This is a genomic window from Ideonella sp. P3_A4 (genome assembly GCF_056403075.1).
Map to the genome: position 1 here is coordinate 1 of NZ_JBFUGE010000650.1, position 3,200 is coordinate 3,200.

Annotated in this window: 3 protein-coding genes and 1 tRNA gene; 2 read left to right on the forward strand and 2 right to left on the reverse strand. The window is 68.0% G+C overall.

The annotated features are described in order from the left end of the window. Positions 1 to 687 (reverse strand): ABC transporter ATP-binding protein (locus tag AC1DYI_RS30525; protein ID WP_477207870.1); only part of this gene is annotated, 687 nt, incomplete at its 3' end. 89 nt (positions 688 to 776) lie between these two features. On the opposite strand from AC1DYI_RS30525, the gene AC1DYI_RS30530 reads away from it, so the two are divergent. Next, the gene (locus AC1DYI_RS30530) at positions 777 to 2,420 is read left to right on the forward strand and encodes an ABC transporter permease (RefSeq protein WP_477207871.1); all 1,644 of its coding nucleotides are present in this window, start codon (positions 777 to 779) and stop codon (positions 2,418 to 2,420) included. 54 nt (positions 2,421 to 2,474) lie between these two features. On the opposite strand, the gene AC1DYI_RS30535 is transcribed toward AC1DYI_RS30530, so the two are convergent. Beyond that, positions 2,475 to 2,549: transfer RNA gene (locus AC1DYI_RS30535), tRNA-Arg, on the reverse strand. A gap of 304 nt (positions 2,550 to 2,853) precedes the next feature. Between AC1DYI_RS30535 and AC1DYI_RS30540 the strand changes: the two genes are divergently transcribed. After that, positions 2,854 to 3,200: phosphoribosyltransferase (locus tag AC1DYI_RS30540; protein ID WP_477207872.1), on the forward strand; the 347-nt coding region annotated here is incomplete at its 3' end.

Consider the following 3,200-nt stretch of genomic DNA (forward strand, 5'->3'; position numbering starts at 1 on the left):
GTACAGCGCGTAGGCGTCGTCCCATTGCTCGAGCCGACCCCGCTGCATCACGCCGATCAGATCGCCGATCGCAAACGCCTCCAGCTGGTCGTGGGTGACGAACAGCGCGGTCGCATCGATCTGCTTCAGGATCGCGCGCACGTCATGCGCCAGGCGCTCGCGCAGGTCGACGTCGAGGCTGGAGAACGGCTCGTCCAGGAGCAGCAGCCGGGGTCGCCGAGCCAGTGCACGGGCCAGTGCGATGCGCTGCTGCTGCCCGCCGGACAGCTGATGCGGCGCCCGCTTGGCCGCGTGGCCCAGGCCGACGAGATCCAGCATCTCGGTCACCCGGGCATCGCGCTCGGCCCGCGGCAAATGGGCCAGGCCGAAGCCGATGTTGTCGGCCACGCTGAGGTGGGGGAAGAGGGCGTAGTCCTGGAAGACCATGCCAATGCCGCGATCCTCTGGCGCGACATGGGTGCCGGCGGCGTGGTCGCTGAGCAGTTGGCCGTCGAGCCGGACGGCGCCGCCTGCCAGGTGCTCCAGCCCGGCTACGGCGCGCAGCAACGAGGTCTTGCCGCAGCCGGACGGACCGATCAGCACACCGATCTGGCCCCGGCTCAGCGACAGCGACGCCGCCTCGACCGCGGCCTTGCCGTGGCCGTTGCGGCCATAGGCGACGCTGACCCGATCCAATTGCAAAAACATGACCCTTATGATACTGGCGCAATGAAAATGAGCATCGTTCGTATTTGCTCCACGTCAATCCCACGCGCCTCAATCTGCGGGGGTGTGGCATGAGGGGTTTGCTGATCGGGCTGGCGCTGCTGCTGGCGTTGCCCGTACTGGGTGTTCTGGGTGCCTGGGTGGCCGTCGATGCCCAATCGATGGCGGTGCTGCAGCAACAGTTCGAGACGGTGCTGCCCACCTACGCCCGGCAATCGCTGGCTTTGGTGCTGGCCGTGGCGCTTGGCGTGGCCATCGTCGGTGGTGCCACCGCAGCGGCCGTGACGCTGTTCGAGTTCCGCGGCCGTCGCTTTTTCGAATGGGCGCTGTTGCTGCCGCTGGCGATGCCCGCCTACGTGCTGGCTTACGCCTATACCGATGCGCTGCAATACAGCGGCCCGCTGCAGGTGGGCTTGCGCGCACTCACCGGTGCCAAGGGTGCGCTGTGGCCGGACGTGCGCGGCCTCGGTGGCGCGGTGATGCTGTTCGTGGCCTGTCTCTACCCGTATGTCTATCTGCTCGCCCGCACCGCGCTGGCCGAGCAGGCAGCGCCGATGATGGAGGCGGCCCGGTTGCTGGGCGCGCCACTGCGCCGCCGCGTGCTGAAGGTGGCATTGCCGATGGCCCGACCGGCGCTGGCGGCCGGCGTCGCACTGGCGCTGATGGAAACGCTGGCCGACTATGGCGTCGGCGCGTACTTCGGCCTGACTACCTTCACCACCGGCATCTACAAGGCCTGGCTGGTGCTGGACGACCATGTGGCCGCGGCCCAGCTGGCCAGCGTGCTGCTGGTCGTGGTGGCGCTGCTGCTGTGGGCCGAGCAGCGGTCTCAAGCGCGTATCCGCTTCGCCGCCAATCGGCCGTCAGCCAACAGCGGCAGCATGGCATCGCGACCGCTGGCCTTGCGTGGTGCACAGCAGGCCCTGGYCTGGCTGGTCTGCGGGCTGCCGGTGTTGATGGGCTTCGTGCTGCCGGTGGCCTGGCTGGGGCGCCTGCTGTGGCGCGAAACCGGCGGTGGCGACGATGGAGCACCCACTTCGCCRGTGCTCGCCGCCAGTTACCTGGCTCGCTTTGTGGGCTGGGCTGGCGCCAGCTTCCGCCTGGCCGCTGCAGCGGCGCTGGCCGCGGTGCTGTTCGCACTGCTGCTGGCCTTTACGCTGCGCCGCTCGCAGGGCCGCCGAGCGCGTTGGCTACGCGGTGCCGCGCATGTGGTTTCGCTGGGCTACGCGGTGCCGGGCGCCGTGGTGGCCGTGGGCATCCTGCTGTGGACCGGCATGGTGCAGGCTTGGCAGCCGCAGTGGGGGGCGGCGGCGCTCGTCACCGGCACGGCCTTCGGCCTGCTGTACGCATACATGGTGCGCTTCTCCGCCGTGGCATTGCAGTCCGTCCAGGCGGGCTATTCACGGGTACCGGCATCGATCGACGAATCGGCGCGCCTGCTCGGCGCGGGCCGACGGCGCACCTTTGTCGAGCTGCACCTGCCGCTGCTGGGTCGCACCACCGTTGCAGCGGCCTTGCTGGTCTTCGTCGACACGATGAAGGAGCTGCCGGCGACCTTGGTGCTGCGGCCCTTCGGCAGCGACACGCTGGCGGTGGTGGCCTATCAGTTCGCGCGCGATGAGCGCCTGGCCGAGGCCGCACTGCCCTCGCTGGCCATCGTGGCGGTGGGTCTGATCCCGGTGATGCTGCTGTCACGCGCGCTGCGCACGCGTTGAGCCCGCTCGAGTCAAGACGCAGGGACGATGTCGTCTTGCCTGGCGTTGTGAATGTGGCGCCCCCGGCAGGAATCGAACCTGCATCTGAGACTTAGGAGGTCCCCGTTCTATCCATTGAACTACGGCGGCGAGCGGCGGATTTTCACATGGGTTGAAGGTCGCACCGAGTCGACGTCGGCAGGCACCCGCCTCACCCGATAGAAAAAAGAGGTATTGACCTATCCGTCGAAGGACGGTCTGGTCATGCCGGCCTACCGATGCAGTCCGACGTAACGGCGGGCGTCGGGCACCTGATGAAGGCATCGCCGACCCGAAGCGCATCTGCATCGTTCATCGACAAGAGCATCGGCCGCGCGACGCGACCAAGCCCTAGCGCTGCACCAAGGGAACGCGGATTGCCCAGGGCAGGGATACACAGCCCAGGGGGATCCACATGCCCATCGATGTTTTTCGCGACCGCCGGCATGCCGGCCAAGTGTTGGCACCATCGTTGGGTGGTTATGCCAGGCGGTCGGATGTGCTGGTGCTGGCCTTGCCGCGGGGCGGGGTGCCGGTGGCGTTCGAAGTGGCGCAGGCGCTGTGTGCGCCGCTCGACGTGTTCATCGTCCGCAAGCTGGGCGTACCGGGCCATGAGGAATACGCGATGGGCGCCATCGCCAGCGGAGGTGTTCGCGTCCTCAATCCCAACGTGATCAACATGCTGGGCATTGACGACGCCGCAGTCGAGGCCGTCACCGCGGCACAGCAGGCGGAGCTGACGAGGCGTGAGGCGCTGTACAG